The sequence below is a fragment of the Runella sp. R5_40 genome, from assembly GCF_057652295.1.
On the sequence record NZ_JBYFCH010000008.1, the window covers coordinates 1 to 23,229 of the forward strand.

General features: G+C 43.1%; 22 protein-coding genes and 1 tRNA gene. 15 read left to right on the plus strand and 8 right to left on the minus strand.

The features are described 5' to 3' along the window. Positions 1–527 precede the first annotated feature (527 nt). From AC23N5_RS15670 to AC23N5_RS15680, 3 genes are all read right to left on the minus strand, one after another. On the minus strand, positions 528–887 hold the full coding sequence (locus AC23N5_RS15670) for a hypothetical protein (protein WP_028522327.1): 360 nt from the start codon (positions 885–887) through the stop codon (positions 528–530). 22 nt (positions 888–909) lie between these two features. Further along, positions 910–1,248: a carboxymuconolactone decarboxylase family protein gene (locus AC23N5_RS15675; protein ID WP_183978740.1), complete on the minus strand. Its 339-nt coding sequence runs from the start codon at positions 1,246–1,248 to the stop codon at positions 910–912. Between the two features lie 113 nt (positions 1,249–1,361). After that, a complete protein-coding gene (locus AC23N5_RS15680; protein ID WP_183978741.1) occupies positions 1,362–4,031 on the minus strand; it encodes an MGH1-like glycoside hydrolase domain-containing protein in 2,670 nt (889 codons plus the stop codon). A 114-nt stretch (positions 4,032–4,145) separates the two neighbouring features. Between AC23N5_RS15680 and AC23N5_RS15685 the strand changes: the two genes are divergently transcribed. Genes AC23N5_RS15685 through AC23N5_RS15725 form a run of 9 tightly spaced genes read left to right on the plus strand, consistent with a single transcriptional unit; the run spans position 4,146 to position 11,476 of the window. Further along, positions 4,146–4,970, plus strand: a complete 825-nt coding sequence (locus AC23N5_RS15685; RefSeq protein ID WP_487756317.1) for a 5'-methylthioadenosine/adenosylhomocysteine nucleosidase — start codon at positions 4,146–4,148, stop codon at positions 4,968–4,970. A 45-nt stretch (positions 4,971–5,015) separates the two neighbouring features. After that, complete coding sequence (locus tag AC23N5_RS15690) at positions 5,016–6,638, plus strand: acyl-CoA carboxylase subunit beta (RefSeq protein ID WP_487756318.1); 1,623 nt, start codon at positions 5,016–5,018, stop codon at positions 6,636–6,638. Positions 6,639–6,657: 19 nt separating this feature from the next. After that, a complete protein-coding gene (locus tag AC23N5_RS15695) occupies positions 6,658–7,350 on the plus strand; it encodes a hypothetical protein (RefSeq protein WP_487756319.1) in 693 nt (230 codons plus the stop codon). A 45-nt stretch (positions 7,351–7,395) separates the two neighbouring features. Then, on the plus strand, positions 7,396–7,656 hold the full coding sequence (locus AC23N5_RS15700; protein WP_183978748.1) for a hypothetical protein: 261 nt from the start codon (positions 7,396–7,398) through the stop codon (positions 7,654–7,656). Then, on the plus strand, positions 7,656–8,267 hold the full coding sequence (locus AC23N5_RS15705; RefSeq protein ID WP_487756320.1) for an ATPase: 612 nt from the start codon (positions 7,656–7,658) through the stop codon (positions 8,265–8,267). Before AC23N5_RS15700 ends, AC23N5_RS15705 begins: the two co-directional genes overlap by 1 nt. 10 nt (positions 8,268–8,277) lie before the next feature. After that, positions 8,278–9,045 carry a glycosyltransferase family 2 protein gene (locus AC23N5_RS15710; protein ID WP_487756321.1) on the plus strand — a complete coding sequence of 256 codons (768 nt, stop codon included), beginning with the start codon at positions 8,278–8,280 and terminating at the stop codon, positions 9,043–9,045. A 43-nt stretch (positions 9,046–9,088) separates the two neighbouring features. Next, positions 9,089–10,291, plus strand: coding sequence for a glycosyltransferase family 4 protein (locus AC23N5_RS15715; protein WP_487756322.1), 1,203 nt, complete (start codon positions 9,089–9,091; stop codon positions 10,289–10,291). Continuing rightward, on the plus strand, positions 10,260–10,865 hold the full coding sequence (locus tag AC23N5_RS15720; RefSeq protein WP_487756323.1) for a sugar transferase: 606 nt from the start codon (positions 10,260–10,262) through the stop codon (positions 10,863–10,865). The genes AC23N5_RS15715 and AC23N5_RS15720 overlap by 32 nt, the downstream gene beginning before the upstream one ends. Positions 10,866–10,876: 11 nt before the next feature. Next, positions 10,877–11,476, plus strand: a complete 600-nt coding sequence (locus AC23N5_RS15725) for an acetyltransferase (RefSeq protein WP_487756324.1) — start codon at positions 10,877–10,879, stop codon at positions 11,474–11,476. Positions 11,477–11,533: 57 nt separating this feature from the next. On the opposite strand, the gene AC23N5_RS15730 is transcribed toward AC23N5_RS15725, so the two are convergent. Continuing rightward, positions 11,534–11,866, minus strand: a complete 333-nt coding sequence (locus tag AC23N5_RS15730; RefSeq protein ID WP_122933044.1) for a phage holin family protein — start codon at positions 11,864–11,866, stop codon at positions 11,534–11,536. A gap of 110 nt (positions 11,867–11,976) precedes the next feature. On the opposite strand from AC23N5_RS15730, the gene ubiE reads away from it, so the two are divergent. From ubiE to AC23N5_RS15755, 5 genes are all read left to right on the plus strand, one after another. After that, complete coding sequence (gene ubiE, locus AC23N5_RS15735; protein ID WP_028522336.1) at positions 11,977–12,699, plus strand: bifunctional demethylmenaquinone methyltransferase/2-methoxy-6-polyprenyl-1,4-benzoquinol methylase UbiE; 723 nt, start codon at positions 11,977–11,979, stop codon at positions 12,697–12,699. Beyond that, on the plus strand, positions 12,648–13,388 hold the full coding sequence (gene porT, locus AC23N5_RS15740) for a type IX secretion/gliding motility protein PorT/SprT (protein ID WP_487756325.1): 741 nt from the start codon (positions 12,648–12,650) through the stop codon (positions 13,386–13,388). Before ubiE ends, porT begins: the two co-directional genes overlap by 52 nt. A 105-nt stretch (positions 13,389–13,493) precedes the next feature. After that, positions 13,494–14,453, plus strand: a complete 960-nt coding sequence (locus AC23N5_RS15745; RefSeq protein WP_487756326.1) for an isopenicillin N synthase family dioxygenase — start codon at positions 13,494–13,496, stop codon at positions 14,451–14,453. A gap of 60 nt (positions 14,454–14,513) precedes the next feature. Continuing rightward, positions 14,514–15,713 carry a chromate efflux transporter gene (gene chrA, locus AC23N5_RS15750; protein WP_487756327.1) on the plus strand — a complete coding sequence of 400 codons (1,200 nt, stop codon included), beginning with the start codon at positions 14,514–14,516 and terminating at the stop codon, positions 15,711–15,713. Between the two features lie 84 nt (positions 15,714–15,797). Further along, positions 15,798–17,945: a S46 family peptidase gene (locus AC23N5_RS15755; RefSeq protein WP_487756328.1), complete on the plus strand. Its 2,148-nt coding sequence runs from the start codon at positions 15,798–15,800 to the stop codon at positions 17,943–17,945. Positions 17,946–18,043: 98 nt separating this feature from the next. Here the strand turns inward: AC23N5_RS15755 and der are convergent, their stop codons facing one another. Further along, positions 18,044–19,351, minus strand: coding sequence for a ribosome biogenesis GTPase Der (gene der / locus AC23N5_RS15760; protein WP_183978768.1), 1,308 nt, complete (start codon positions 19,349–19,351; stop codon positions 18,044–18,046). Between the two features lie 93 nt (positions 19,352–19,444). Further along, positions 19,445–20,368 (minus strand): GTPase Era, encoded by a 924-nt coding sequence (gene era / locus AC23N5_RS15765; protein ID WP_183978770.1) that lies wholly within the window; start codon positions 20,366–20,368, stop codon positions 19,445–19,447. A 129-nt stretch (positions 20,369–20,497) separates the two neighbouring features. Here era and AC23N5_RS15770 point away from each other — a divergent pair. Further along, positions 20,498–20,570 (plus strand) — tRNA-Met (locus AC23N5_RS15770). Between the two features lie 77 nt (positions 20,571–20,647). On the opposite strand, the gene AC23N5_RS15775 is transcribed toward AC23N5_RS15770, so the two are convergent. Continuing rightward, positions 20,648–21,169, minus strand: a complete 522-nt coding sequence (locus AC23N5_RS15775) for a histidine phosphatase family protein (RefSeq protein ID WP_487756329.1) — start codon at positions 21,167–21,169, stop codon at positions 20,648–20,650. Between the two features lie 34 nt (positions 21,170–21,203). Continuing rightward, positions 21,204–23,006 carry a tetratricopeptide repeat protein gene (locus tag AC23N5_RS15780; protein WP_229599998.1) on the minus strand — a complete coding sequence of 601 codons (1,803 nt, stop codon included), beginning with the start codon at positions 23,004–23,006 and terminating at the stop codon, positions 21,204–21,206. Positions 23,007–23,229 lie beyond the last annotated feature (223 nt).

Genomic DNA, 23,229 nt, shown 5'->3' on the forward strand with positions numbered 1-23,229 from the left:
CTTGCATGTATTAGGCCTGCCGCTAGCGTTCATCCTGAGCCAGGATCAAACTCTCCATCGTAAATGTTATAAAAATTAAGACTTGCGTCTTTGTACTGTTACGCGTCCTGTCGTTTGTTTTCTTCTCACCATTCTGTCAAAGAACTTTTGCTCAAGTCGCTCTCAAGCAATGTGTTAACTCCTTCCGTTAACTTATTTCCTCTTTCTCTCTCCTCGTTTCGGGTTGCAAAGGTCTGACTTTCTTTTTTAATTTCCAAAAAAATTTTGAACTTTTTTTTCAACCTTCAAAATCTCTTCTTCTTTATCAGCTCCCCTTCATTTCTTTCGGGTTGCAAAAGTCTCACTTTTTATTTTAACATCCAAATTATTTTTTGATTTTTTTTATTTCTCAAAATTTTATTTGGATTTTTCCGCCCGCCCTCGTTGTTTGGGGTTGCAAAAGTCCCACTTTTTTCACCCCATTCCAAATATTTACACAACTATTTTTGAAAATAATTTGCAACTACCTAAAAACCAAATCATTATACCTATAAAAAAATACCCAGCTCCTCACCAAAATATCGCAAAACATGCTCACGCAAAACGTTTTCTTGGCTAATTAATGAGATTCGAGGCAGTTTTTCGTTCAATTTCCAGTGTGGCCAACCATCTTTATCGAGTCCTTCGAGGGTATAAAAGCCCGATAAACTGAGAACTTTACAGGTAGCAATGTGCATTAAATCCTGTTTTTGCTCTTTTGTAAAGTGCAAAGGCCCCTTTCCCAGCTCTTGAACTCCTATTAAAAATAGCACGCTGTTCAAATCTTCTGGTCTTTTACCCACCATTGACTGAAGCGTATCCAATAACTTTTCCCAATTCTGTTCCAGTTGTTCGTTTACCTCTATCATATCCTTTATATATATATAAGCACTATTTAGAAAGTTCGTCCCAATACTCAACGGCACGACGTAGGTGTGGAATCACGATTGAACCGCCGATGAGCGTGGCGATTGAAAACACTTCTTGAATTTGTGGTTCGGTAACGCCCAATTCTTTACATTTCCCTAAATGGTATTTTACACAATCGTCACACCGAAGTACCATCGAACACGCAAGCCCCAACATTTCTTTGGTCGCTTCATTGAGATGCCCTTCCGAATAACAATTTGTATCCAAATTGAAGAGACGTTTAATGATAAGATTGTCGGACGACATGATACGGTCGTTCATTTTGGTCCGATAGCTGTTGAAATCTTCTACAAGTGACATACGTATAAATAGTAAATGCTTTGGTCAATGATATGGTTAACAAAACTGAGGTTATGCCTATTTTGTTCCCTACCTTGACCAAAGCATTGATTCAACAATGAATTAATGAATGATTAATGAGCTGATAGTTCGCTCATTTTCTGTTTATGAACCGAAGTAATTTCTATCAAATCAGCGACTAACCCCGTCCAGCCCATTTGGTGGGATGCCCCTAGCCCATCTCCGTTATCTCCATTAAAGTATTCATAGAATAAGTACAAATCTTTGAAGTGTTCGTCTTCTTGGAACAACTTCGATGAAGTATAAACTGGAATGTTGCCGTTTGCATCTCTACGGAAAATATTAATCAGTCGCTCTGCTACGCACATCGCTGCTTCTCGAACAGTCATAACATTGCCCGAATTGGTGGGGTATTCAATCTCATAGTCGTCGCCGTAGTAGTTATAGAACTTCAACAGTGAATCGACGATTAGGAAGTTAAGCGGGAACCAAATGGGGCCACGCCAGTTGGAGTTTCCTCCGAAAATGCTACTTTCGGATTCGGCAGGCGTGTATTTCACTCGAAGTACTTCGCCATTTACGTAAAACTCGTACGGATGTTTTTCGTGGAACTTCGACAAAGCACGAATGCCATAGTCGGACAAAAACTCTGTTTCGTCAAACATTCGTTTGAGCAGCATCTTCATTCGGTGACCGCGAAGCAAAGCCAATAAGTGTGATTCTCCCTTGCCTGGTTCGTGCCAACGAGACACCAACGACGCCAAATCGGGGCGATTGGTGAGTACCCATTCTACCCTTCTTTTAAAGTCGGGGAGCTTTTCGAGCAAATCGTCGTCCAAAATCTCGACGGCAAACAGCGGAATCAGGCCGACCATAGACCGTACCTTTAACAACATTCCCTTTTTGTCGGGGGTATGAAGTACATCATAATAGAACTGATCTTCTTCGTCCCAAAGACTGATTTTATCACCTCCCAACGATTTCATAGCCGCCGCAATGTGCAAGAAGTGTTCAAAAAACTTCGAGGCCATGTCTTGGTAGGCAGGTCGTACCAACGAAATTTCGCAGGCAATTCGAAGCATGTTCAGCGTGTACATGGCCATCCAGCCAGTTCCATCGGCTTGTTCCAAATACCCACCCGTTGGTAGCTCGGCACTTCTATCAAATACCCCAATGTTATCAAGCCCTAAGAAACCTCCCGAAAAAACGTTGTTTCCTTCGGCATCTTTGCGGTTGACCCACCACGTGAAGTTGAGCAATAGTTTATGAAAAACGCGTTCTAGGAAGGCCACATCTCCTTGTCCGTTCATTTCACGGTCAATTTCATAGACTTTCCAAGTTGCCCACGCGTGTACGGGCGGGTTTACGTCCGAGAAGTTCCATTCGTAAGCAGGCAACTGACCATTGGGGTGCATGTAATACTCCCGAAGCACTACTGCCAGTTGTCGTTTGGCAAAATAAGGATCAAGTCGAGCCAAAGTAACGGTATGGAATGCCAAGTCCCAAGCCGCAAACCAAGGATACTCCCATTTGTCGGGCATTGACAAAATATTGGCCGTGTACATGTGTTTCCACGTAAGGTTACGTGGATAGGCTCTTCCTTTGAACTCGAACGGCATCTTAGGATCGCCTTTGAGCCATTCGTTTACATTATAATAAAAGAACTGCTTGTTCCACAACATTCCCGCAAAGGCTTGACGCTGCACAGTACGAAGCTCGGGGTCAGTAACATTTTTTTGCAAGTCGTCGTAAAACTCGTCGGCTTCGGCTTTGCGTTGTTCAAAAATTTCGTCGAAATCCTCAAACGCGTTCGTCAAGTGAGTTTGATTTGAAAAGCGAAGGCGAATTTCTACGCTTCCACCAGCGGGTACTATTTTTTTATAATGACCCGCCGCTTTCGAACCAATTTGATTTCGATTGATGTACTGCTTTTTCCCCGTAACAATATAATTATTGATACCGTCTTTGGTGTAAGGGATGGCATTGGGTTTTCCAAACATCTTTTCTGTGTTGGTTTCGTTTTCACAGAAAATTAGCTCATCGGCTCCATCCAAATAAAACTTATACCGTCCCAGCAAGCGGTGGTTCACGTCAATTTGACGATTGGCAATACCATTCAGAATAGGTTTGTAATTAAACTGCTCGTATCCCCACGACCAGGTGTTGCGAAACCAAAGTGTGGGCAAAATGGTCAATGGTGCTTCTTTGGTGTAGCGGTTATGGGCCGTAATTTTTACCAACAAGTCATTTTCATCGGCTTTGGCATACTCTATATATATATCAAAGTAGCGATTATCATTAAAAACACCCGTATCCAAGATTTCATACTCGGGTTGAAGGCGGTTTCGTTTGCGGTTTTCCTCCGATAGTTTGGCGTAAGGAAACGCTTGCTGCGGGTATTTATACAGCAATTTCATGTACGAGTGCGTCGGTGTACTGTCGAGATAATAGTACAATTCCTTCACATCTTCCCCGTGGTTTCCTTCAGGTCCTGTTAGGCCAAACAAACGTTCTTTGATGATGGGGTCATGGTGATTCCAAAACGCAAAAGCCAAACAGACATGGCCTTTATTGTCTGAAATACCACCGATACCATCTTCTCCCCAACGATACGCGTACGAACGAGAAAGTTCGTGTGAGATGAATCCCCACGAATCGCCCCAGTAACTATAATCTTCGCGAACAGTTCCCCATTGGCGTTCAGCCAAGTAAGGCCCCCATTTTTTCCAGCCTTTGTTATCGGCACGCGCATGAATACGCTTTCTTTCGGCAGTATCTTTCATTGTGTATTAGAGTGGGTTATTACAAGGAATTACAAAAATAGCGGAATCAGCGATAGGTTTTTCTGCAATTTTGCATCAAATAAGCATTTATTCCCATCTTCAACTATCTTTTTTATGTATTTTTTACGCTGGAAACTACTATTTATCTTTCTATGGGGCAACATTCCATTGCTTTTTTCTCAAGTTTATTCTCCTACCTCAACCATCGCACTCGTAGGAGCAATGGACGAAGAAATCGAATTACTCCAACGTTCGTTGCAACATTCCAAAACAAAAATCATCCACGGCATTCCTTTTTATACGGGGAAAATTGGGAAACAAAAGGTCGTTATCCTCAAAACAGGAATTGGAAAAGTAAATGCCTCGATGGCGGTGGCTTTTCTTCTCAGCGAATTTCGTCCTAAACAGCTAATTTTTACGGGAATTGCAGGAGGTTTACGTCCCGATTTGGAGGCGGGAGATATTGTGATTGGCAAACAAACGCTCCAATACGATTATGGCCAAGCGACCAACGACAGTACATTTACCCGAAGTACTCGCAACCCAATGACGAAACAACTCAATCCGTTGTATTTTTTGGCTGACTCCATGTTATTAACAACTGCTCAAGAAGCAGCCAAGCAAACTGATTTTCAATCATTGGGTACGACTCATCGTGCACCAAAAATTTTGACAGGAACCATTGTCACGGGCGATTTGCTCGTTACTTCTGAAAACAAGGCCAACGAACTGCGCCGAAAGTTTGGGGCGGATGCCACCGAAATGGAAGGAGCAGCCGTGGCGCAAATTTGCTGGCAACAAAAAGTGCCTTGTTTGGTTATCAGAAGCATGAGCGATAAAGCCGATAGCAAAGCACGCGACAGCATCGAAAATTTTAAACAGGTGGCTTCTTACAATTCAGCGCACCTTTTACTAAATTTATTGGGGAAACTTCCCTAAAAAGGTGCATTTTGTGACATCATTCATTCCCTAAATCAGGTCAATATGACTAACCGTGAATTTCATCAACAGCTTTTAGACGAATTGAACCGTCGTTACGAAAAAGTAAAATTAGGCGGTGGACTTAAAAACATCGAAAAACACAAAGCCAAGGGAAAACTGACCGCCCGCGAGCGCATCGACTATTTGGTGGACGACGCTAACGATTTTGTGGAAGTAGGTGCATTTGTGGGTGACGGTATGTATCCCGATGAAGGCGGTTGCCCATCGGGCGGTGTGGTGATTGGTATCGGGAAAGTATCTGGGCGGCAATGCGTGATTGTGGCCAACGATGCCACGGTAAAGGCGGGGGCTTGGTTTCCGATTACGGCCAAAAAGAACTTACGTGCCCAAGAAATCGCCATCGAAAACCAACTTCCTATCATTTACCTCGTCGATAGTGCAGGGATTTACCTGCCCCTTCAAGCCGATGTTTTTGCTGATAAAGAGCACTTTGGACGAATTTTTCGTAACAATGCCGTGATGTCTTCCATGGGATTGCTGCAAGTAGCGGCCATTATGGGAAGCTGCGTTGCGGGTGGGGCTTACTTGCCTATTATGTCGGATGAAGCGCTGATTGTAGAAGGAACGGGTTCTATCTTTTTGGCGGGGCCTTATTTGGTAAAAGCCTCCATCGGTGAAGACGTAGATGCCGAAACCTTGGGTGGTGCCTCCACGCACTGTGAAATTTCGGGCGTTACCGATAATAAATATCCTGACGACCCTTCATGTTTGGACGCTATCAAACGAATTTTTGACCGACTGGGGCATTCGCCTGAAGCTGGGTTTGACCGCATTGTACCCGCTCCACCCCAAAAAAGTCCTGACGAAATTTTTGATTTGCTCCCCGCCGACCGCAACAAACCCTACGATATGCGCGAAATCATTGAGCGAATTGTGGATAATTCTGAGTTTGAAGAATATAAACAATTGTACGGTCAAACCTTGCTCTGCGGTTATGCTCGAATTGACGGCTGGTCGGTAGGAATTGTGGCCAATCAGCGAAAAATGGTCAAAGCGAAAAAAGGAAGCGGTAACGAAATGCAAATGGGCGGCGTGATTTACTCCGACTCAGCCGACAAAGCTGCCCGTTTTATCATGAACTGTAACCAAAAGAAAATTCCGCTGGTGTTTCTGCACGATGTGACGGGGTTCATGGTAGGCAGTCGTTCGGAACAAGGCGGGATTATTAAAGACGGCGCTAAGATGGTCAATGCCGTAGCCAACTCGGTGGTGCCCAAGTTCACGTTTATTATCGGAAACTCTTACGGCGCGGGCAATTATGCTATGTGCGGTAAAGCGTACGACCCACGCCTGATTTATGCCTGGCCAACGGCCCAATTGGCCGTTATGAGTGGGGCTTCGGCGGCCAAAACGTTGCTCCAAATCCAAGTAGCTACGCTTAAAGCAAAGGGGCAGACGATTGACCCCGAAGTTGAAAAAGAGCTTTTATCCGACATCACCAACCGCTACAACGAGCAGCTTTCGCCGTATTATGCGGCTGCACACTTGTGGACCGACGGTATTGTCCATCCCTTAGACACGCGCCGCATCATTTCAGCAGGTATCGAAGCGGCCAACCACGCGCCTATTCAAAAGCCATTCAATGTAGGAGTGATTCAGACGTAACTTTTTCATTCTAAAGATTATGAAAAATCTACGTCGGGCTATTTTTTTACTTCTTTTACTGTCAAACCAAGTCATTGGGCAGGAGTTTTCGCCTTATTTCGAAGGGCTTACCAAGCAATTGCGTTTAAACAAGCCTAGATTGCCGCGAAACTCCTACCAAGTAAGGCTCTGGGTAAACCTTTCACTGGCGGTTGGGGAAGCCGAAGAATTGTACCTCATTACCCAAAAACGAAAAAAACTATCCCTCGAAAAACGTACTCTTTTTCACACCAAAGAAGGATTTCTACGTTCTACCGTTGATTTCAAAGTAAGTTTAAAAGAAACCACTTTCTTTAATGAACTGATTGCCAACGCTGTTTTATCAAGCCGCGACCAATCCATCGTTACAGATTCGTTATACAATGTCTATCGTTCTTTTAAACAAACAACTCGGGTTGAAATACAAGATGGCGAAGTACAAGTGATTTCTAACAAACCTCCCAAATTGACCATGTTACTGGACGGAACTACGTATTATTTTGAGGTGATGGGAAACGGTTTTTTCAGAAAGTACAAGTTTCATTCGCCCAAAGCCTACGCGAAGATGTATCCTGAACTAGGAGAACTAAGTCGAAACTTAGATTTGGTTCGACGTATTTTTATTGCTTTTTTAGAAAAACGGCGAGAAATATCTCTTGTCGAATGTGTAATTCAGCAAAATTCTTGGATTTAAGTTTACTCATTATTAACTTACTAACTAATCATACTTATTGGCCTAATGACACAAGTAACCTATTCATTTGATAATACAATTAAACAGACGATTCAATTATTACGATTACAAAAGCATCAAGCAGGGTTTCCTTTTATGATTGAAAGTAGAGGTGAGTTAAATTCCAACCAAGCTTTTATGGAATATGCAAATGGAATCATTGAAGTAGTCGAATTTGATAAAGAATTTCGTAGCTACTCTTTTGTACGACGTCTCTCTTCTATCGAGGCAAGTGAGATACGTCAAAAATACCTATTTGGGGTATAATGAAAAACCTTTTTGTTATTACAGGCGCCAATGGTGCTGGGAAATCGACTCTTTCGCACTACTTACTCCCCACTCAATGGAAATCATTATCTGTTTTTGACGGAGATAAGTTTTTCGTTGAAGCATTAAAAAATATATTTCCATCTCAAACCAAGTCCCCCAAATACGCACGAGAAGAAGCATTCAAAAGAACAATTACTGAGTTCGAAAGCCTTGTGAGCGAAGCTATTCATAAGCAAAAAGATTTTGCGTATGAAGGTCATTTTAGCAGTGATGTACCTTGGGATACCATCAAAAAATTCAAAAATGAAGGCTACCGAGTTACTATGTTCTTTTTAATGGTTGAAAACCTCAGTTTATCTCAAAAACGCGTTGTCGAACGTGTAAAAACTGGAGGTCATTATGTCACTCCCCAAGAAGTTGAAAAAAACTTTATTGGAAATCTCATTTTCCTCAATCAGTACTACTATTTGCTTGATGAATTAATTGTTGCAGACAATTCCTACATAAACCAACCCAGTTTACTGTTACACCATTCTGACAAGGATATACTTTACATTGCTTCACAAAGGCCACAATGGTTTGAGGTGTACTTGCCCAATCTTCTATAAGCAGTTTTTTATGTCTGTGGCCCAAGTAACCGTCATTTTACCCGTTTTTAACGGCGAACTTACGCTCGCAAGGGCAGTAAAATCAATTCTACACCAGACCTACCCACATTGGAAACTACTCCTCCTCGACGATGGCTCAACCGATGCTACCTTGGAAATTGCACATTCATTTCAAGATTTTCGGATTACAGTCATCAGTGATGGACTGCACAAAGGCATCGTCGAACGACTTAATCAAGGCGTGGAACTTGCCGATACGCCCTATATTGCACGAATGGACGCCGATGATTTTTCTTTGCCCGAACGGCTAGAACAACAAATTCATTTTTTGGAAAATGCTCCCCAAATTGACCTTGTAGGTACGGCAATTCACTTAGTTGGCCCGACTGGCGAAGTAATTGGAAAGCGTATATTTTCTACTTCACATTCGGGTATAGTTTCTAAGCCTTGGCTCAAAACCATTTCAATCGCGCATCCCACTTGGTGTGGACGTACCGCATGGTTTAAAAAATGGATTTATCAAGATTTTTCCAGAAATGAAGACCAAGAACTTCTCCTGAGAGCAGCTGCTTCGAGCACATACTCAAATCTTTCAACTCCTTTGCTAGAATATACCTTTAAAAATAATTTCTACCAAAATTTTCAAACTCGTTTGAGTTGGCTAATCGTTTTGGTAAAACATTATCTAAAAAGAGGGCAGTTTATTGAATTATTTTTAGGTATATCTGTATTTTTTGTTAAAATTTTTCTGGATTTTTTGCGAAAGCTCTTGCACTAATTACCTATTTTAACGTCACCAAGGTTTTAAAAAGTGACTCATTATGAAGGTAATACACACATTCACTGTACCCATTTCGCTTTGTTTTTTAGAAAACCAATCATCGTTTTGGGATACAAACCAGTACAATCTGTACGTCCTTTCGTCAGAACACGGTGGACTTTTGAAGGAATTTGGTCAAAAGAACCGTCTTACCACTTTTGCCATTCCTTTTACCCGAAACAAAGACATTCTCCAGTCGCTCTCAAATCTAAGAATGCTCTACGCTTACTTCCGTAAGCATCGCCCTACCCTAGTTCACGGCAATACCCCCAAGGCCGCCTTTCTGAGCATGATGGCTGCGACGTTCGCCCGTGTGCCCGTTCGCGTATATGAAATGCACGGGCTTCCACTCGAAACGGCCCGCTGGCCTTGGAAATTATTTTACTGGGGAATAGAAAAAATGACGTGTGCGTTAGCTACCCACGTCATCGCGGTCAGTCCTTCCCTGCGGCAAAGTGCCATCCAAAAACGGTTGATTTCTGCACAGAAAATTTCGGTTATGCACCACGGCAGTTGCAACGGCGTAGATACCAAACAGAAATTTAACCCTGCTTGTATCGACGTCCAAAAGGTAGAAAATTTACGAAAAAAGTGGAATCTTCATCCTAGTCAGCCCATCGTCGGATTTGTAGGAAGACTCAGCCCCGAGAAAGGTATTCAAGAATTGTACGATGCTTGGCAATGGGTAAAACAGGTCGTTCCTGCGGCTAAACTTTTGATGGTGGGTGACTGTGACGACCGACAGCCTATTTCCCATCGGCTGCTTTCACAATTGGAACACGATGCTTCGATTATACACCTCAACCACCAATCGGACATTGCTTCCGTGTATGCACTGATTGATTTTTTGGTATTGCCCAGTTACCGCGAAGGACTCGGGAATGTTGTCCTAGAAGCCGCTGCCATGAGCAAACCCGCTGTGGTAAGCAACGTCACGGGTTTGAAAGATGCCGTTGACGATAATCGCACAGGCACGTTTTGCACACCCCGCTCCGCACAAGACCTTGCAGCGAAAATAATTGCTTACCTCCAAAACCCACCGCTCGTCCAACAACATGGGCAGGCGGCCCAGCTCCGCGTACGCAAACGGTTTGTTCCAGAAGACGTATGGCACGCAAAACTTATGCTTTATCGGCGTTTGGTAGCCGCTACCGAATCCGTAACTTTGCCGCATGTACCCACAATTTTTCAAACCGCTGATTGATAAAACCATCGCTGGTATTTTACTGCTCATTACTTTGCCTATTACGCTGTTAGTAAGTGGGTTGTTGTATTTTTATAACGACGGAAAACCGTTCTTTTTTCAACTGCGGCCTGGACTTCGTGGGCAAATTTTTAGGATTTGGAAGTTCAAAACCATGAACGACCGCAAAAACAAACAGGGTGAACTCTTACCCGACCACGAGCGCCTGACAGCGGTAGGGAAATGGGTACGAAAAACGTCGCTAGATGAACTGCCTCAGCTTATCAATGTATTGAAGGGTGATATGTCGCTGGTGGGGCCTCGTCCGTTGCTGGTGGAATACTTACCGTTGTACAATCTCCGTCAACAGCGCCGACATGAGGTGAAACCTGGGATTACGGGCTGGGCACAAGTCAATGGTCGTAACGCGATTTCGTGGCAGCAAAAATTTGAGTACGATGTTTGGTACGTAGAAAATCTTTCCTTCTTTCTCGACTTGAAGATTTTATGGCTAACGGCCATGAAAGTGGTTAAATCGGAAGGAATAAACGCTTCCCAAACAACGACAATGGAAAAATTTATGGGAAACAACTAACTCCAACGACTATGCTTTTATACGGTGCAAGTGGTCACGCCAAGGTAATCATCAGTTGTTTGCGGGCCCAAAATGTAGCAATCAACGCCATTTTTGATGATGATTTATCGAAAAACGAACTTTGGGGAATTCCTGTCGTTGGAAAGTATCGTGCCCAACAATCGCCGTCTCTTCCCCTCATTATTTCTATAGGCTACAATGCCATACGAAAAAAAGTAGCTTCAACCATCCAACATCGTTTTGGGAAAGTGGCTCATCCTACGGCCATCATCGACGAATCGGTGGTATGGGACGAAGGGACTGTTATTTTTCATAATACGGTAATTCAAGCCGACGCTTACATTGGTAAGCACGTGATTGTCAACACCGCTGCCTCCATCGACCACGACTGTAGTATTGGAGACTTTGTCCACATTGCCCCCAAAGCTACCTTGTGTGGCAACGTTCGGGTGGGTGAATCGACGCTGATTGGCGCTGGTACGGTCGTCGCTCCTAACTTAACCATTGGCAAAAACTGCATGATTGCAGCGGGAAGTGTCATTACCAAAAACATTCCTGACAACGCCATTGTACGCGGAAACCCTGCTCGGGTTATCAAAATAAGTACTTGATTACAAGTCAACTGTTATTTGAGTGTGCCGAGGGATGCTGACACCCCGATATTTAGCTTAGTTCTTCTTAAAGATATGGTATAAAAGCCGACGGACAATGTTGTTGACCCAGCCTCCTGCCCGAATCCACACAATTGTTTTTATCAAAAGGAGCCCAAACACAATGGCAAAGCCCCAATAGCGGCTATCGAGCCATTCGTTGAGTAAAACGGCCAACATTATAAAAACAAAAATGCCCGTTAGCGAAACTAGCAACAACAAAACCACCAAATAGATGATTTGAATAACAATGTTTTCAATCTGCTCTTGGGCTTCGGTTTTAAATAAATCCAGGCGGGCTTCGAGGTATTTGTACAAATAATCCCGAATTTCTTCGATTTTTTCTATCATTCTGGGTAAGTATTTCGATACGGTGAACAATTTTACACAAAACTCTTTAGTCCTACAAAGCGTTTCACAAATGTCGTTCGTACCTTTGTGAACTTTTTATTGATATTAATATGGCTGTAGTTCCTTATAAAGATAAAGACGCCTCTAAGCGTGAGCAAATTGCTGAAATGTTTGACAACGTATCGGCAAAGTATGATTTTTTAAATCACTTCCTGAGCGCAGGAATTGATTTTTATTGGCGCAAACGTGCCATCAAACTTCTTCAACCCGAAAAACCTCAAACGATTTTGGACATTGCCACGGGCACGGGCGACTTTGCCATTGAGGCCCTCAAGCTCAATCCCACCAAAATCATTGGCGTCGATATTTCGGAGGGGATGTTGGCGGTAGGTCGTGAGAAAATCAAAAAAATGGGCAAGGAAAACGTGATTGAACTTCGCAGTGGCGACTCGACCAACCTCATGCTTGAAACCAATTCGTTCGATGCAGTCATTGCTTCTTTCGGAGTCCGTAACTTTGAAAACCTATTAGCGGGCCTTACCGAAATGTGCCGCGTGACCAAACCAGGCGGAACTTGCGTTGTTTTGGAGTTTTCAAAACCGAAAACTTTCCCTTTCAAACAATTATACAACTTTTACTTTCGTTACATTTTACCAGTTATCGGACGAATGGTTTCCAAAGATGCCTCGGCCTACACCTATTTGCCCGAATCGGTACAGGCGTTTCCTGATGGAAACGACTTTTTGAAAGTTTACGAACAGGCAGGTTTTAAAAACACGAAATGCATACCACTCACTTTCGGAATTTGCTCCATTTACGTTGGCAAAAAGTAATTGTTGGCGCGTTGCTCCTTGGGCAAGCAATCTTGTTTTCGGCAAACGCCCAAACGTCAAGCTATTACCGTAAACATTTAGAACACTACGACGATAAGCCCGTACATTACGGCTTTTTGTTTGCCCTGCCCGTCACCCGTTTTGGAATCGTGCATAGCAATACGTTTTTAACCCAAGATACCCTCAATCGCATTACGGCACCTGCTACCGCAGGTTTTCGCATGGGATTTGTGGTAAATGGCTACCTCAATGACAGTTGGGACATTCGTACGACGCCCTCTGTATCGCTCTACGACCGCCGTGTTCAATACGAATATGCAAAAGGAAGTACGCGAAATGAGCTGCGTGAAGCCACTTGGATTGAAATTCCTGTCTTATTCAAATACAAATCCCAACGTCGTATGAACACCCGCATGTACATGCTTGGGGGTATGACGTTTGGTTTTGAAACCAACGTTCGGAAGCGTCTTCGCCAAGGTTCGGATTTTTTAAACACCCGTGGTTCGGATTTGACCGTGGACTACGGTTTTGGGCTTGAGCAATTCTTGGCCTACACAAAATTTTCTCCCGAAATTCGATTTTCGCACGGGATTCTTAACTTATTCCGTAGCAACGACCTCAATACATCGAGCAATGGTATTCGTCGCCTGACTTCTCATACCGTTACAATTTATTTGATGTTTGAATAAACCGATTGTTTTTTCAAACTTTGTAGAAATGAATCCCAAATTGTTGGGATATCCGCTATTTGACCAGTAGCGGATATTTTCTTTTATTCCAAATCATCAACTATCATGTCAGAAATTGCTCTTTTAGACGAAATCCCGTCTTTAGACTTATCCGATTTTACATCGGGCAATCCTGAGCGCAAAGCCAAATTTGTCCAAGATTTAGGTTCTGCTTTTAATACTATTGGCTTTGTAGCCATTTCTAACCACGGCCTGACGGAAGACATTCGGGTGAAGCTTTATGAAACAGTTCAGGCTTTTTTTAAACAACCAGACGAAGTCAAATACAAATACGAATTTCTTGAACTCAACGGTCAGCGTGGCTACGTCAGTAAAGGGCGTGAAAAAGCGAAAGGGTTTAAAGTAGCTGATTTAAAGGAGTTTTACCACGTAGGACAGCCTACTCCCGAAGGTGAAATGCCTTCCAATGTTTTCCCCGAAGAAGTACCTAACTTTGAAGAATACACAACACTGGTTTTCAACACATTTGAAAATACGGGTAAAACCCTTCTTCGCGCCATTGCCCTGTATCTCGATTTGGACGAAGATTATTTTGAAGACAAAGTGCGTAACGGAGATAGTATTCTGCGCGCCTTGCATTATTTCCCACTCGACCCCGAGACCGTACCCGAAGGAGCCGTTCGGGCGGCTGCCCACGGCGACATCAACCTGATTACGTTGTTGATGGGTGCCAGTGCCGAAGGATTAGAAGTACTCCGTCGCGACGGAGCTTGGATTGCCGCCACCCCTTCTCCCGACCAAATCATCATCAACGTAGGCGATATGCTCGACCGCCTCACCAACCACAAACTCAAGTCAACGATTCACCGCGTAGTCAATCCTCCACGTGAAAAGATGAATACGTCGCGGTACTCGATTCCGTTTTTTATGCACCCACGGGCCGAAATGAACTTGACGTGTTTGAGCAGTTGCGTTACGGCCGAACACCCCAAATTGTACGTTGACATGACTGCAGGCGAATTCCTAAACGAACGCCTCATTGAGCTTGGATTGAAAAAAGCCTAATCACCCGCCTCCTCACTGCTTTTTCGGAAGGTAGTGAGGAGACTAAGCCCACTTAATCACTTGTCGGAATCAGTTTTACACTCACACGTTAGGCAAATTCGCTACCTCATCTTTCTCAAAGATGTTCTCGTTCTTGCGTTGACGTGTTTTGGAGGTCCACAAGTGCATTTGGTGATGTTTTTGGAACGTTTTGTTCAAAAAAGACGCTACATTACTGAAGCCGAACTTCTTGAGTTACAGGCACTTTGCCAAGTACTTCCTGGCCCTACTTCTACCCAAACCATCACGGCTTTGGGCTTTAAAATCGGAGGTCCTACCCTTGCCTATCTTACCGTACTGATTTGGTCGTTGCCTGCCGTAATTGTCATGACGTTGGCAGCATTGGGGATTTCTTACCTCCAGCAACACCACATTTCATTGTCGTTCATGCGTTTTGTAGAGCCAATGGCCATTGGTTTTCTAGCGTACGGCGGCTATTCGATTGGCTCCAAAGTCATTCATAATCAGTCACATTGGATTATTTTAGGAATATCGGCGGTCGTATCGTACATTTTTCCCTCACCCTACATGACACCCATTGTCGTGATTTTAGGTGGTGTCATTACATCTTTTCAATACCAACGACTCCAAAAATTGGACAAAACGCCTATTCGCATCGAGTGGGCCAACTTCTTTCTTTGGCTTGGCGTACTCATTGCAGCAGCCCTTCTTGGGAAAATTACCAACTGGCTCCCGATTCGCTTGTTTGAAAACTTTTACCGAAATGGCAGTTTGGTATTTGGCGGCGGGCAAGTACTTAATCCCATGCTTTACACGGAGTTTGTGGAGTTTAAACAATGGCTCTCAGAGCAAGAGTTTTTAACAGGTATGGCCTTGGCCCAGATTGTCCCTGGTCCTGTTTTTTCGATAGCGTCTTACATTGGCGCGCTTTCCATGCGTGACGATGGGGTTTTTGGGCAACTCATTGGCAGTACGGCCGCAAGTTTTGGTATTTTTCTCCCAGGTACGTTTTTAATTTTCTTTGTGTATCGTTTTTGGAACGAATTAAAAAAATACCGAGGCGTCAGAGCTTCGCTCGAAGGACTCAATGCCGCCAGTGTTGGCCTAACCATCGCGGCCGTCATTCGGATGTTTATGGCGACTGCTACCACTTCTACGGGTATTTTTAGTATTCTGCTCACAATTTGTTTACTTTACTTCACCAAAACGCCGCCTTACATGATTGTTTTTGGTGGCATTTTGCTGGGAATTCTGCTTTAGAAGTAGCATTCCCCTTTCCAAAATCAGAAAAATCTACGTTCAACCAATAGTTACTTTTTATTACATTTCTGTTTTTAGCAAACCATGAATAAACTTAAAACAACCCTGTGCGCCTTGTTGGCAAGCTCGCTGGCATGGGCTGGGAATCCCTCCGACGAAGGGATGTGGCTTCCGCTTTTGATTGGAAAAAATGAAGCCCAAATGAAAAAACAAGGCTTTAAACTCTCCGCAAAAGAGATTTATAACGTCAACAATGCCAGCTTAAAAGACGCCATCGTTCGCATGGGCGGCGGTTTTTGCACGGGCGAAATCGTTTCCGACCAAGGTCTTTTGTTTACCAACCACCACTGCGGCTACGATGCCATCGCAACAAACTCCACTCCAGAAGACAACATTCTCGACAACGGTTTTTGGGCAAAATCTTCCAACGAAGAACGCCCCATCAAAGACCTTTACATCGACATATTGGTACGAATGGAGGATGTGACAGACAAAGTTCTCCCTCAATTGGCAGGTCTTAACGAAAAAGCCCGCGCTGCCAAAGTCAACCAATTGGGCAATGAGCTTTCTCAAAAAGCCACCGAAGGCACCAATTACAACGCTTCCGTGCGGGAATTTGCCAAAGGGAACGCCTATTATTTGTTTGTTTTTGAAAAATTCTCCGACATTCGTTTGGTAGGAACTCCCCCGCAAAGCATCGGAAAATACGGAGGTGATACCGATAACTGGGTTTGGCCTCGCCACACGGGCGATTTCTCGGTATTTCGTATTTATGCCAACAAAGACAACAAAGGAGCCGATTACTCCAAAGACAACGTTCCGTACCGTCCAAAAAAATTCTTACCTATTTCCCTGAAAGGCATCAAACCAGGGGACTTCGCAATGGTATTTGGGTTTCCAGGACGTACCAACCGCTACGAGACTTCTATGGGAATCAAATTGGCGATTGAAAAAGTAAACCCAGGCATTGTAAAAAACCGTGGGGTACGTTTGGAAGCGTGGAAAGAAGAAATGGATAAAGACGTGGCAGTTAAACTTGCTCTTGCGTCTGAATATGCCAGCATTGCCAACTATTGGAAATACTTTATTGGTCAAACCGAACAACTCGTTCACCTCAAAGTGTATGACCAAAAAGTAGCCCTCGAAAACCAATTTAAAGAATGGGCCAAAGGGAAAGCCGAGTACGAAAGCATTTTTGAAGAATGGCAAAAAGCCTACGCAGCCTACGAACCTTACTCGACTCACTCTGTGTATCTTTCTCAGGGAATTTTTGGGGCTCATTTGGTCAACATCGCCCTTCCAGCAGTGATGAGTGCCAATGGATTTAAAGACGCTGCCACCACAAAAGCAGCTTCTGAGCGCTTAAAAACGGCAGGGGAGACTTTTTTCAAGTCGTTCAATTTACCTTCTGACCAGAAAATTGTCGCCCAAACACTCCTTGCTTTCTACAACGATATTCCGAAAGACCAACATCCTGCCATCGTTGGGGAGATTTTATCGAAATTTTCGGCAGGAACTCCTGAGGAGTCGTTCAAAAAATTTGCCCAAGACCTTTATCTTACAAGCATTTTTACTGACAAAGGCCGATTTACTCAGTTCTTGGAAAACCCTAATTATGAGAAATTGACCAACGACTGGGCATTTAAGTATTTTTCTGATTTTCAAAGAAACTACGTTGCAAAATACGCAAAGTACAGCACTGATTTTCAAGAAGTTGACAAACGATTGGCCCGTACCTACATCAAAGGGCTTGGCGAAATGAATCCAGCTTTGGTTCAATACCCTGATGCCAATAGCACCTTGCGTGTGAGCTACGGAAATGTGCAAGACTATGACCCACGCGACGGCGTTCACTACAAATACCGCACGACGATTTCGGGGGTTATTGAAAAGTACAAACCAAAAGACGACGAATTTGATTTACCACAGAAGTTTCTTGACCTGTACAAAGCCAAAGATTTTGGTCAATACACGGATAGCGACGGCGAAGTCAGTGTCGGTTTTATTACTAACAATGACATTACGGGTGGTAACTCGGGTAGCCCCGTGCTCAATGCCAAAGGCGAATTGATTGGTTTGGCTTTTGACGGCAACTGGGAAGCGATGTCGGGTGATATTGTCTTCGACCAAAAATTCAAACGTTGTATCAACGTTGACATCCGCTACGTGCTTTGGTGCATCGAAAAACTAGGCGGTTCTGATTTGGTAAAAGAGCTAAAAATTGTAAAGTAATGGCTGGTTGATAGTCAACGGTCGATAGTCCACAGTCGATGGTATTGCATTTATACCTACAAACTGTTGACTATCGACCATGGACTATCGACTAAACCCTATTTATCGCGGAAGAATATTGTAATCGGAACTCCCTCAAAATCAAAGTTTTCTCGCATTCTATTCTCCAAATATCGGATATACGATTCTTTGATGTATTTAGGGTGGTTTGTGAAGAAAACAAAGGTTGGCGACGGCGTAGGCAATTGAATCATGTACTTGATTTTGATGTGCTTACCACGGTGTGCTGGTGGCGGATAACGCTCAATCTCCGCTTGCATTACTTCATTCAATTTAGAAGTCGTGATTTTCTTCGTTTTGTTTTCATACACCTCCATCACCTTTTCCATCACCTGGAAAATCCGCTGCTTTTCATGAACTGACGCAAAAATGATGGGCATATAGTCCATAGGCGCCAATCGTTCAATCATCTCTTTACGGAGTTTGTCCACTGTTTTTGAGTCTTTCTCAACCAAATCCCACTTATTGACCATTACCACAATGCCTTTTTTGGCTTTGTGTGCCATTCCAATAATATGAAGATCTTGGGCTTCTAAACCACGCGAAGCATCTAACATCACAAGCACAACGTCCGAATCCTCCATGGCTTTCACCGAACGCAGCGTTGAATAAAACTCAATGGCCTCTTTCACCCGTGATTTGCGACGAATACCTGCCGTGTCAATCAAGATAAAATCTTTACCATAGGCTTTATAACGCGTGTTGATGGCATCGCGGGTGGTTCCAGCAATGTCGGTCACAATACTTCGCTCCTTGCCCGTTAAAACGTTTAAGAACGACGATTTTCCTACATTGGGGCGACCAAGGATTGAGATTTTAGGAATGCCTGCATCAGGATCCTCAATCCCTGCGTTTTTGAAATTTTTTACCACTTGGTCGAGCAAATCGCCCGTTCCAAAACCCGTTTGCGACGAAATAGCGTAAGGCTCTCCAAGACCCAGTTCGTAAAATTCGGCAGCGGCCATTTCACGGTCACGGGTTTCGGCCTTATTAACAACCAGATACACTGGTTTTTTCGACTTACGTACTACATTCGCAAACTCTTTGTCTAGGTCGGTAAGCCCTGTCATGCTATCGACCATAAACAAAATCACGTCGGCTTCGTCCATTGCGATTTCAACTTGTTCACGAATGGCACCTTCAAAGACATCTTCCGAACCTACTACGTATCCGCCAGTGTCGATAACTGTAAAATACTGTTCTGTCCAAAATGAATTGCCGTAATGACGGTCGCGGGTCACCCCACTTTGGTCATCCATGATGGCTTGCCGTTGTTGAATCAACCTGTTAAACAGCGTTGATTTGCCCACGTTTGGGCGTCCTACTATTGCTACTATATTTGACATTGAAAAAAGTGTAAAATGTTGGTAATCAAGGCTCGGGTCAAACTATACCCCCTTTCGCACATTCGCTTGAGATGTGCCTACAGCCCTTTTCCCTTAGTTATCGTATCCAAACTGTTTCAAGCGTTGAATTTTGTTTCGCCAGTCGGGTTCTACTTTTACGTATTGTTCTAAGAACACCTTTTTACCAAAAAACTGTTCCATATCTTCCCGCGCTTGGGTTCCTATCTTTTTCAACATCGCGCCTTTGTCGCCGATGATAATTCCTTTTTGACTAGCACGTTCCACCAAAATTACCGCCCGAATGACGATGATTTCCTTTTTCTCCTTAAACTCCTCAATCAATACCTCCGTACTGTAGGGAACTTCTTTTTTGTAGTTCAAAAAAACTTTTTCTCGAATGATTTCCGAGGCAAAAAAGCGCTCTGGCTTGTCGGTAAGCTCATCTTTTGGGAAATACGGTGGGTGTATCGGCAAATACTCCATAATGGCCGTGAAGAGCTTGTCTATCCCCTCTTGCTGCAAAGCCGATACCGTCACGATGGCCGCCGTAAATAGCTTTTCTTTCCAATAGGCTATTTTTTCTTGAACTTGCTCTTCGGTGGCTAAGTCAATCTTATTGATGACTAAAATTAGGGCGCCTTCCGTTCTTGAAAGTTGTTCTAGTACTTCACTTTCGTCGTGTTTTTCAAAAATATCAGTGACAAACAAAACGATGTCAGCATCTTCCAACGAGCCTTTTACAAACTCCATCATTGATTCGTGTAGTTTGTATTGGGGTTTTATGATGCCTGGGGTATCCGAATAAACCAATTGAAATTCGGTTTCTTCGTGAACTCCATTCAAAATCCCCATGATGCGGTGGCGGGTCGTTTGCGCTTTTGACGTAATAATAGAAAGCTTTTCTCCGACCAAAACGTTCATTAGCGTCGATTTTCCTACATTAGGTTTTCCAACAATACTAATAAACCCCGCCCGATGATTGGGATTGTTATACACCTCTTTATCTTCAATTGTCATTGTTTTCGTATTAATACACCTAGCCCCTCTGGCACATGTAGAGGGGCTAGGTGTCGATAAAAAAAATATTTTTTTGCAAAGATAGTTGTTTTTTTGAAAATAGCTCTTACCTTTGCAGTCCCATTATATCGCGGGATAGAGCAGTTGGTAGCTCGTCGGGCTCATAACCCGGAGGTCACAGGTTCGAGTCCTGTTCCCGCTACAAAGTAAAAGTGCAACAAGTTGGTCATCAATCTGTTGCACTTTTTTGTTTTTCTACTGTGGACGGATTGGGGGACGTTATGGCAACGTTTGTGCCCCGTATGTTTTTTCTTCCAATGTTTTACGGCTACCTCCTACTCCTTTTTTTACCGTAATCACAAACAAATTATCATAATCCGACGATTCTATTTTAGCTTTTGTTGGTGTTACGCCAAATCCCTTGACGATTTCTAACACCGTGTCGCTGTGGCCCACAATTACTACATTTTGCTTGCCTATTTTTTCCACTGTTTTTACAATCACTTCGGTCGGATGGGGTTCGTACACCTCGTATCCTTTTCCTGTAACATCACAAAGTACTTGGGCTGTCTGTCGGTTTCGTTGGTATTTTGTTCCAAAGATTCGGTCAATGTTTTTGTTTTTTAAGCTATCTGCCAAAGCTTGCGCCCGTTGTAAGCCCGCGCTTGACAACGGCGTATCTGCACTTTGGTCAAGCCGTTCGGCGTGTCGAACTACGTATATTTTTGAGGTATAACAAGCCGACAAACTCAGCCATACACCCACCATCAACAAACTATTTATTTTCCCTAACTTATTCACGTTTGTACACATTATTGTGGATAACTGTTGATTATTAAAGGTTGTCTCCCCGCAGTTGTCTAAATCGTTTTCGCGCATCAGCCGCGTAAATACTCGCTGGATACTTTTCAAGCAATTTTTGATACAACTCCATTGATTTGTCTTTGTCTTTGAGTCGATTTTGGTACAAATCAGCCATCATGTAAAGTGCATCATCGCCAAGAATGTCCATTGCATACTTATCCACAATTACCTGCAAGTTTTCCACGGCTTTTACATTATCCCCCATTTTGGCGTAGGTTTTTGCTTTAAGCCACAAGATTTCGTCGGCTAGTGTATGGTCTTTGTATTTTTTCAACATCTCGTCTAAGCGCCCTAGCGCAAGCTCTGGTTGATTCTGATACAAAAGCAGGTCAATCGACGCATATTCCTTCATCGCGTCTTCTGAGGTATCTAAACCCGTATTATCTTGAATTAATAGACTCAGCGAGCCTGCGTCGTTGGCAATCTCTCGCGATGTGGCCATTTTCAGGATGTCCAGTAAGGCTTTCGACAATTCAAAATCACCCGTATAATAGAATTGTCGTGCATTTCTAAGTTTGGCCTCATACCCTAGTGGGGTTTCTTTTTGTGACTTTTCCACTTGGGAGTACAGCAATGTGGATTCCCAAGGTTCATTTTTCAACAAATAAATATCTCCCAAGTCTAATTTACATTTGTCGATAAAATCACTTTCAGCACGTCCAATTTTAACGGCGTCTTGAAGTACCACAATAGCCGAGTCTTTGTCATCCATGTAAAACGCGTACAAATTGGCCATACTGCGCATTGCTTCTAAAGTGCGGTTGTTTTGACCCAACTCTGATAATAATTTTCGATAATCATCAATCAGTTTACGCACACTTGGCTTTTCAATCGGAAAGGTATTCTTCACTTGTTCTTCTCTGGCCACAATTACCATACGGCGTGCATAAGGATACAACTGCCCTTGTGGATATTCTTTGATCAGATAATCGAATGATTGAATGGCCGCGTTGTAATCTTTGTTTTGCAACGCCAAGTTTCCTAAGTCAAACACTTTTGTTCCGTTGTATTTGAGCCTTCTATCAAGTGCTCTTTCCTGGATGAATGCTTTTCCGAATTGTTTTTTCTGGGTAAAAAACCAAATCAGCATCTCAGCATAGAAAGTTTCATTTGGGTGCCGCTGAATTTTTTCATACAATACTTTCTCAAATTTCGCTTGGTCTTTTTCTTCTTTGAGAAAATCTTGCAAATAGTTTTGAATCACTTCTTTGTTTTGAATGGCCAAACCAAGACTCAGCAATTCTTCAATCATTTGTTCGGTCTTTCCCGTTTGGGCATACAATGACGCCAGCTCCATTTTGAAAATAGATTCGTTGCCCGCAGCAGCACGTCCTTTCAGTAAGGCCCCTATCGCCGCTTCTGTGTTGTCTATTTCCCGAAACTCATCAGAGAGTTCTTTATACGCATTGATGTCCTTAGAAGGCACTTGTGCTAGGCTTTCATCGTATTTCTGCATTGCTTGGGGCATTTGTCCCGTTTGTTCGAGCATGCGTCCCCAATAGAGCGTATATAAATAGCCAAACCGAGCGTCTGATTTTTGCTGACGTTTGAAAAACTTTTCCGCTTCTTCAAAATCCTTCAATTTAATTGAACAGCTCACATACCTTCTCAGATAAATCTTGTTGAAGTCTTTGCGTAATATTTTTTGATAAAGTGCAACGACTTTATCACACTCTCCTTTTTGAAAATAGGCATCCGCTAAGTCAGCGTCGCTTTGCGCATAAGCCACACTGGTCATTAACCACAAGCCTAGCCCCACGAGTAGTATCCACACCCGATTTGGGGTTATACACACTTTTTCTTTTCCCATTATAAAAACAATAAATATTAATTTTTAAAACTATTAAAGTTAATTAAGGCCGGGGATAAGTGGAAAACAAAACTATTCACAAGTTTTCCACTTTATTCTAAAACGCTTTTGTGAATAAAATATAAGGTTATCCACTTGTTTTTATTTTTTTCCACAACTGAAATTACTGTTTTTCAAGCAAATAAAC

What these genes read in the sequence shown, in the direction of transcription:
- AC23N5_RS15710 (WP_487756321.1), top strand. Translation starts at nt 8,278, where the DNA reads ATGTCTGTGGCCCAAGTAACCGTCATTTTACCCGTTTTTAACGGCGAA.
- ubiE (WP_028522336.1), top strand. Translation starts at nt 11,977, where the DNA reads ATGGCTGTAGTTCCTTATAAAGATAAAGACGCCTCTAAGCGTGAGCAA.
- AC23N5_RS15705 (WP_487756320.1), top strand. Translation starts at nt 7,656, where the DNA reads ATGAAAAACCTTTTTGTTATTACAGGCGCCAATGGTGCTGGGAAATCG.
- der (WP_183978768.1), bottom strand. Translation starts at nt 19,351, where the DNA reads ATGTCAAATATAGTAGCAATAGTAGGACGCCCAAACGTGGGCAAATCA.
- AC23N5_RS15700 (WP_183978748.1), top strand. Translation starts at nt 7,396, where the DNA reads ATGACACAAGTAACCTATTCATTTGATAATACAATTAAACAGACGATT.
- porT (WP_487756325.1), top strand. Translation starts at nt 12,648, where the DNA reads ATGCATACCACTCACTTTCGGAATTTGCTCCATTTACGTTGGCAAAAA.
- AC23N5_RS15675 (WP_183978740.1), bottom strand. Translation starts at nt 1,248, where the DNA reads ATGTCACTTGTAGAAGATTTCAACAGCTATCGGACCAAAATGAACGAC.
- AC23N5_RS15715 (WP_487756322.1), top strand. Translation starts at nt 9,089, where the DNA reads ATGAAGGTAATACACACATTCACTGTACCCATTTCGCTTTGTTTTTTA.
- AC23N5_RS15685 (WP_487756317.1), top strand. Translation starts at nt 4,146, where the DNA reads ATGTATTTTTTACGCTGGAAACTACTATTTATCTTTCTATGGGGCAAC.
- AC23N5_RS15745 (WP_487756326.1), top strand. Translation starts at nt 13,494, where the DNA reads ATGTCAGAAATTGCTCTTTTAGACGAAATCCCGTCTTTAGACTTATCC.
- AC23N5_RS15730 (WP_122933044.1), bottom strand. Translation starts at nt 11,866, where the DNA reads ATGATAGAAAAAATCGAAGAAATTCGGGATTATTTGTACAAATACCTC.
- era (WP_183978770.1), bottom strand. Translation starts at nt 20,368, where the DNA reads ATGACAATTGAAGATAAAGAGGTGTATAACAATCCCAATCATCGGGCG.
- AC23N5_RS15695 (WP_487756319.1), top strand. Translation starts at nt 6,658, where the DNA reads ATGAAAAATCTACGTCGGGCTATTTTTTTACTTCTTTTACTGTCAAAC.
- AC23N5_RS15720 (WP_487756323.1), top strand. Translation starts at nt 10,260, where the DNA reads ATGTACCCACAATTTTTCAAACCGCTGATTGATAAAACCATCGCTGGT.
- AC23N5_RS15680 (WP_183978741.1), bottom strand. Translation starts at nt 4,031, where the DNA reads ATGAAAGATACTGCCGAAAGAAAGCGTATTCATGCGCGTGCCGATAAC.
- AC23N5_RS15725 (WP_487756324.1), top strand. Translation starts at nt 10,877, where the DNA reads ATGCTTTTATACGGTGCAAGTGGTCACGCCAAGGTAATCATCAGTTGT.
- AC23N5_RS15690 (WP_487756318.1), top strand. Translation starts at nt 5,016, where the DNA reads ATGACTAACCGTGAATTTCATCAACAGCTTTTAGACGAATTGAACCGT.
- AC23N5_RS15670 (WP_028522327.1), bottom strand. Translation starts at nt 887, where the DNA reads ATGATAGAGGTAAACGAACAACTGGAACAGAATTGGGAAAAGTTATTG.
- AC23N5_RS15755 (WP_487756328.1), top strand. Translation starts at nt 15,798, where the DNA reads ATGAATAAACTTAAAACAACCCTGTGCGCCTTGTTGGCAAGCTCGCTG.